We start from the raw sequence: 6,813 nt of genomic DNA, 5'->3' as shown, positions 1-6,813 counted from the left end.
CGAATGCGTTCATCTCACATCACACTTTAAAATCCTCAATCCATTATTTGAATTTATAACCCCTCCTTCAAAAATGAATAAAATGAAAAAATGAATTCCTTATTATTGAAAATTTAATAGTGTTGACTTAAATATAATTAAGGCAGGGAGGTTATTCTATATGGATATCTTTAAAATTAATGCTACAAGAAATGGTTCAGAGTTATATTTTATTCCATTCCCTGAGTTAACTTCCAACACAGGATTTCATTTTAGTATGCATAATCAAAATTATGGTATGCATCTAAAGTTGACCAAGCCAAAGGTAATTCAATCCAGAGCTATAAAGTATGAAGATTTAATAAATATGATTAAACGCTCATCCCCGTCGGTCCTCAGGCAGATAATGAGACTCCCCAGAGGGCATCACAACTATTTTCTCGTAATCCCTTATATTGATCAGAATGCATTCTACTTTAAAGGTGATAGCTCTCGGACTAAGGTTGGAATCAATGAAGGGGTTTTAAAGGGATTCGAAGTTATTGAGAAATCCGATTCTTTCTTTATCCCAAGAGATTTTGATAATGTTGCTAAAGAAGCAGATATAAATTCAGTCTTTGCTATAATTCCCGACACGAATGAAATAACATTTTTTAAGAGTGTGGATAGCAACGCTCTGGGTTATTTTTCCGATATTTCTGAGGCACTAAGTAACGATATAATCTATAAATTAGGCGGGATATTTATAACATATAATTTAACAGACAGTAGATCGCTTATTGAGAATTTTCCAGAACTATGGGAGATTTTTGAGGCCTTTTATCAAGAATTAATAGACAATCACATACAAATATTTGACGAGGGAAAAATTAATGATTTTTTTAATTATTTTTGAAATATCCGTAAATTTAATCTTATTTTGCAAAAAATACTCAACGCATACCTCATCAGCTGCATTTAAAAGTAAACCACAATTTTTTTCTTTTTTCCTAAATGCATCCTGTGCTAAAGCTAAAAGCTCAAATTTATCTAAATCTGGTTTCTCAAAAGTTAAAGTCCCTATATCAACAAGCGAAATTTTATTTTCAAACTCAATTCTATCTGGTTTATATAAAGCGTAAGCTATGGGCAACTTCATATCTGGTGTTGCCATCTGAGCAATAATGCTTCCGTCAATAAGTTCTACTGCTGAGTGAACTATACATTCTTTATGAACAACAACTTCAATTTGTTTGCTATCCACATCAAAAAGCCATCCAGCCTCTATAATCTCAAAACCTTTATTCATCATAGTTGCGGAATCAATTGTAATTTTAGCACCCATATTCCATTTTGGGTGATTAAGAGCCATTTCCTTTGTTATAGCATCAAATTGTTTTTTGTCGGTTAATCTAAAAGGACCTCCAGATGCAGTTAATATAATTTTTTTTAAGTACTGCCTTTTGCCTTCCAAACACTGGTAAATTGCAGAGTGCTCACTATCAATTGGTATTATTTCGACATTGTTTTTTTTTGCTAATTCTGTAAGTATTTTCCCAGCAACTACCAAACTTTCTTTATTAGCTAAAGCAAATTTTTTTTTATAATAAATCGCATAGTAAGAAGGCAGTATACCTGCACTTCCAACAAAAGCATTTATAACAAAATCTATATCATTTTTTGCAATTAATTCAGACAATTCATTTTGTGAAAAAAATTCTATACATGGAAAAAGATTTTTTAACTGAGGGATGTATTCTAACTGTCCTACATAAACATACTTTGGTTTTAGGTTTTCAATTTGCTCTATAGCTTTAGTGATATTTTTATTGAAAGCAATACCAATTATGTTATATTTTGAACCTTTTTTTATAACTTCAATTACATTTTGACCAATTGAACCTGTAGATCCTAATATTAAAATATTTTCCATAAAAACATTAAATATACTAAATATGCTGAAAAAGCAAGACTGTCAAGTCTATCAAGCATACCCCCGTGTCCTGGTATGATATTGGAAGAATCTTTTTTGTTATATATACGCTTTACAACAGACTCAGACAAATCTCCAAAAATACCTGCCATATTAGATACTAAACCTACCCCAAAAGCTACCTTTAAATCAATATTTAAAAAATAAGCAAACATAATAGAAGAAATTGTGCCAAAAATTACGCCACAGATAGCTCCTTCATAAGTTTTATTCGGACTGATATTTGGAGCCAATTTAATTTTTCCAAATGATTTTCCACAAAAATATGCAAATGAATCACCAACCCAGATGCTTACACAAACAAGTAAAAATAGCCATCTACCATTATCTAATTTTACAATGTTTACAAAAAATGTATATAGCGATACATATAATATACCACCAAGCAAATAGTAATGAGTCAAAATTCTATTTTTATCAATACTTTTAAAACCAATAATCATATGTATTAAAAAAATTAACATCAAAACAATAAATATATACTCAAAATAAAACAAAACAGTTGATAAAAATACTGCAGTCAAAACAAAATACAAATATCTTTCTTTTAATCCAGTAAAATTTGACCATTCAAAGTATGATAATAATCCAACCATTAAAATTATAAGATTTATAAGCCACAACGGCGCATATAAAATAATTGCAAGAACAAGAGGTATTAACAGACCTGCACTTATAATTCTTTTAATCATCAAGTCCACCAAATCGTCTTTTTCTTTCTGAAAATTCTTTTATGCAATACTCTAAATCATCTTCATTAAATTCTGGCCAGTATTTATCTAAAAAAATAATTTCCGCATATGCAATTTGCCATAGTAAGAAATTACTTATCCTTTTTTCACCACCAGTTCTAATTAACAAATCAACATCTGGTATATCTTTAGTATATAGGTATTGTTCAAATATATTTTCATCAATATTATCACAATTAAGTTTATTCAAACTAAAATCCATACATATGTTTTTACAGGCTCTTATGATTTCCATATAAGATCCGTAATTTATTGCAAAATTTATCGTTAAATCAGAATTGTTTTTTGTTTTTTCTTGAAGGTTTAATATAGCTTCCTGTTGCTTTTGAGGTAATTTTGTGATATCTCCAATACAGTTAAATTTTATATTTTCCTTCATCATAAAATCTGATTTTTTTCTTATCTGTATACCAAGCAATTTCATTAAAAAATTAACTTCACTTTGCGGTCTTTTCCAGTTTTCTGTAGAAAATGTATATAAAGTCAAATATTCGATTTTTAATTCTTTGGCTTTTTTTGCAATTTTATCAATGATTGTAGAGCCAATAAAATGACCATAAACTCTTTTGTTCCCCTGGAGGTTAGCCCAACGGCCATTGCCATCCATTATTATAGCTATATGTCTGGGAATATTCATTGTATTAAACAGATAAAATCTCTTTTTCTTTTAAGCTAAATAAATTATCTATTTCTTTAATGTATTTATCCGTTAATTTCTGCATTTCATCTTCTTCTTTTTTTAGATCATCTTTGGATATGGCTTTATCTTTTTCTAAATCTTTTAAAATTGTGTTTGCTTTTTTCCTTATGTTTCTAATGTTTACTTTATATTTTTCACTCTCTTGCTTAAGTTGTTTTACAATACTTTTTCTATCTTCTTCGGTTAGTGGTGGCATGTTAATTTTAACAACTTTGCCATCATTATTTGGTGTCAATCCTATATTTGACTTTAAAATTGCCTTTTCAATTGCTTTTAGTAAACTCAAATCCCACGGTTTGATAATTATTGTTGTAGCATCTGGAACCGAAATAGAAGCGACCTGCTTAAGCGGCATTTTTTTTTCGTAACTTTCCACAAGAACATTTTCAACAAGTAAACTGTGAGCTTTACCTGTTTTAAGAGATGTAACATAATGTTTATAGGCTAAAAGAGCTTTTTCCATTTCAGAAGCAATTGGTTTAACTTCATCAATCATACTGCCTCCCTAACTAACTAATGTACCTACCTTTTTGCCTTCTATTATGCTTTTTAAAATACCTTCTTTGTTAATATTTAAAACAATAATAGGCAATTTATACTCCATGCACATAGATATTGCCGTTGAATCCATAACTTTTAAATTTTGATCAAGAACCTGAATGTATGTAATTTCTTCTATTAATTTGGCGTTTTCATAAACCATAGGATCTTTATCATAAACACCATCAACTTTTGTAGCCTTTAAAAGTACTTGAGCACCCATTTCCATTGCCCTGAGCGCAGCTGCTGTATCTGTCGTAAAATAAGGATTTCCAGTACCTGCAACAAAAATTACTACCCTGCCTTTTTCTAAGTGCCTCAAGGCTCTTCTTCTAATATATGGCTCGGATATTTGCCTCATTTCTATTGCACTTATAACACGCGTTGGTACATCAAGCTTTTCTAAACTATCCTGTAAAGCAAGCCCATTTATTACTGTTGCAAGCATACCCATGTAGTCTGCGCTCGCCCTATCCATTCCAAGAGATGCACCTTTAATACCTCTAAAAATATTTCCACCACCGATAACAATCGAAACACTAACCCCCATCTCCCACACTTGTTTAACTTCAACAGATATCTTTTTGATCATTCTATCATCTATACCAAAGGGAAGCTCCCCAAGTAAAGCCTCCCCGCTGAGTTTTAATAAAATATTATTATAAACATACTTGCCCACGACTTATTCTTCTCCCAATTTAAATCTCACAAATCTTCTAAGTATAATATTTTCCCCAAATTTTGCTATGGCATTATTTATCAAATCTCTTACTTTAATCATATCATTTTTTACAAAAGGTTGGTCAAGTACGCAAATTTCCTCAAGGTATTTGTTAATTTTACCTTCCAATATCTTATCAAGAACATTTTCAGGTTTGCCACTTTTTATTAGCTGCTCCTTTTGAAAAGCTCTTTCTTTTTCAATTACTTCTTGAGGAACACTTTCTTTGTCAACAAAAAGCGGATTTGTAGCTGCAATATGCATTGCGATGTCTTTTGCAAGTTGGGCAAACTCGTCGGTGTTTGCTACAAAATCTGTTTCACAATTCAATTCTACCATTACACCAATTTTACCACCTGCATGAATGTAGCTTACTATTTTACCTTCATTTGCAACCCGGAGAGATTTTTTCCTTGCACTTGCAAGCCCCATTTCTCTGAGTTTTTCTATGGCTTTATCAATATCACCATTTGCTTGTTCAAGGGCCTTTTTACAATCCATCATACCAGCGCCAGTGCGTTCTCTTAATTCTTTAACCAATTTTGCATTTATTTCCATTTTTTATAAATCCTCCTCTTCACTAAACTCTTCTTCGCTTTCAACTTTTTCAGCTATAGCTTCTTCAAATTTTTCAGCTTCTATTTTATCTGCTAGTTCTTTATTATAGCGCTCTTTACCTCTTAATACTGCTTCTTGCATCTTTTGTGCAAGTAAACTTATCGATCTTATTGCATCGTCATTTCCTGGAATAATATAATCTATTGGATCTGGATCACAATTTGTATCAACAAGTGCAACTACAGGAATCCTTAACTTATTTGCTTCTTTAATAGCAAGTTCTTCTCGTTTGGTATCAACTGCTATGATAACATCTGGCAATTTTGTCATATTTTTTATACCAGAAAGGTATTTTTCTAGTTTTTCTTTCTTTTTCATCAAAATTTTTGCTTCTTTTTTGGTGTACTTATTTATCTCGCCACTTTCTTCAAGTTCTGTAAGTCTTTTTAGATTCTCTACACCTTTTTTGACGGTAGAAAAATTTGTAAGCAAACCGCCAAGCCACTTATAAGTAACATAAGGCATACCACAAGCTATTGCTGCTTCTCTAATTTCATCTTGACCTTGTTTCTTTGTGCAAACAAACAGGATTGTTTTGTTTGCAGCAGCCTGTTCTTCTACAAATTCGTAAGCTTTCTCAAAGTAATAGAGTGTTTGCTGCAAATCAATAATGTGAATACCTTTCCTTGCAGCAAAAATGTAAGGTTTCATTTTTGGGTTCCAGCGTTTGGTTTGGTGACCAAAGTGAACACCTGCTTCTAAAAGTTCCTTCATCGTAATGTGCGACATACAAACTCCTTAAAAAATGGATTTACCACCACTTGCTAAATGTGCACCAATCTAAAATACTTAGACTCCATGTGCACACAAGATTAAGCAAGTGTGCGTTTTCAATCAGTCATTTTATCATAAAGTACTTTATATTACAATAATATTATTTAGCCAATTGCAGGTGTTTTTTTATTTACAAATTATTTAAACTAAAGTATAATTTACAAAAATAAGCTAAATTGGGGTGAAAAAGTGAAAACAATATTGATGGCAGGCGGATTTGGAACAAGACTTAGACCTCTTACTATTAAAATACCCAAACCAATGGTTCCGGTAGCCAATAAACCAATTATGTTACATGTAATTAATTTACTAAAACATCATCAATTGAAAAATGTAAGTGCTTTATTATTTTTTCAACATGATGTAATAAAAAATTTTTTTCAAGATGGACAGGAATTTGGTGTTGATTTAAGTTATATTCTGCCAGATGAAGATTATGGCACAGCTGGAGCGGTAAAATATGCAATTGTAGAAGAAAATATAAACGAAACAATACTTGTTATAAGTTCTGATATACTATGCGATTTTGATCTCACAAAAGCAATTGAATCACATAAAAAAAAGCATGCAAAAGCTACAATTATTTTAACACACACAAAAGATCCCACATCATATGGCATAGTAATTACAGATTCCGATTCAAATATTGAAAAATTTTTAGAAAAACCATCATGGGGTGAAGTATTTTCTGATCTTATAAATACAGGAATATACATATTGGAAAAAGAAGCATATGATCTTATACCAGAAAAAACAG

At 31.0% G+C, this 6,813-nt stretch carries 9 protein-coding genes; 2 read left to right on the top strand and 7 right to left on the bottom strand.

Annotated elements, in window-relative coordinates:
• Positions 1 to 160: 160 nt before the first annotated feature.
• Positions 161 to 874 (top strand): hypothetical protein, encoded by a 714-nt coding sequence (locus Q0C22_RS01420; RefSeq protein ID WP_291490309.1) that lies wholly within the window; start codon positions 161 to 163, stop codon positions 872 to 874.
• On the opposite strand, the gene dxr is transcribed toward Q0C22_RS01420, so the two are convergent.
• The 7 genes from dxr to rpsB are packed head-to-tail and all read right to left on the bottom strand — an operon-like array spanning position 809 to position 6,011.
• Positions 809 to 1,891, bottom strand: a complete 1,083-nt coding sequence (gene dxr / locus Q0C22_RS01415; protein ID WP_291490308.1) for a 1-deoxy-D-xylulose-5-phosphate reductoisomerase — start codon at positions 1,889 to 1,891, stop codon at positions 809 to 811. The genes Q0C22_RS01420 and dxr overlap by 66 nt on opposite strands.
• The gene (locus tag Q0C22_RS01410; protein ID WP_291490307.1) at positions 1,876 to 2,643 is read right to left on the bottom strand and encodes a phosphatidate cytidylyltransferase; all 768 of its coding nucleotides are present in this window, start codon (positions 2,641 to 2,643) and stop codon (positions 1,876 to 1,878) included. The genes dxr and Q0C22_RS01410 overlap by 16 nt, the downstream gene beginning before the upstream one ends.
• Positions 2,636 to 3,340 (bottom strand): isoprenyl transferase, encoded by a 705-nt coding sequence (locus Q0C22_RS01405; RefSeq protein ID WP_291490306.1) that lies wholly within the window; start codon positions 3,338 to 3,340, stop codon positions 2,636 to 2,638. The genes Q0C22_RS01410 and Q0C22_RS01405 overlap by 8 nt, the downstream gene beginning before the upstream one ends.
• A gap of 4 nt (positions 3,341 to 3,344) precedes the next feature.
• Positions 3,345 to 3,899: a ribosome recycling factor gene (gene frr / locus Q0C22_RS01400; protein ID WP_291490305.1), complete on the bottom strand. Its 555-nt coding sequence runs from the start codon at positions 3,897 to 3,899 to the stop codon at positions 3,345 to 3,347.
• Positions 3,900 to 3,908: 9 nt separating this feature from the next.
• On the bottom strand, positions 3,909 to 4,622 hold the full coding sequence (gene pyrH, locus Q0C22_RS01395; protein ID WP_291490304.1) for a UMP kinase: 714 nt from the start codon (positions 4,620 to 4,622) through the stop codon (positions 3,909 to 3,911).
• A gap of 3 nt (positions 4,623 to 4,625) precedes the next feature.
• The gene (gene tsf / locus Q0C22_RS01390; RefSeq protein WP_291490303.1) at positions 4,626 to 5,222 is read right to left on the bottom strand and encodes a translation elongation factor Ts; all 597 of its coding nucleotides are present in this window, start codon (positions 5,220 to 5,222) and stop codon (positions 4,626 to 4,628) included.
• A 3-nt stretch (positions 5,223 to 5,225) separates the two neighbouring features.
• Positions 5,226 to 6,011, bottom strand: a complete 786-nt coding sequence (rpsB, locus tag Q0C22_RS01385; protein WP_291490302.1) for a 30S ribosomal protein S2 — start codon at positions 6,009 to 6,011, stop codon at positions 5,226 to 5,228.
• A 234-nt stretch (positions 6,012 to 6,245) separates the two neighbouring features.
• On the opposite strand from rpsB, the gene Q0C22_RS01380 reads away from it, so the two are divergent.
• The coding region (locus Q0C22_RS01380; protein WP_291490301.1) for a nucleotidyltransferase family protein at positions 6,246 to 6,813 on the top strand (568 nt) is incomplete at its 3' end.

This window comes from Desulfurella sp. (genome assembly GCF_023256235.1).
GTDB lineage: Bacteria > Campylobacterota_A > Desulfurellia > Desulfurellales > Desulfurellaceae > Desulfurella.
Note: the sequence above shows the minus strand (reverse complement) of the source record. Positions and strands in the feature narration are given on the sequence as shown.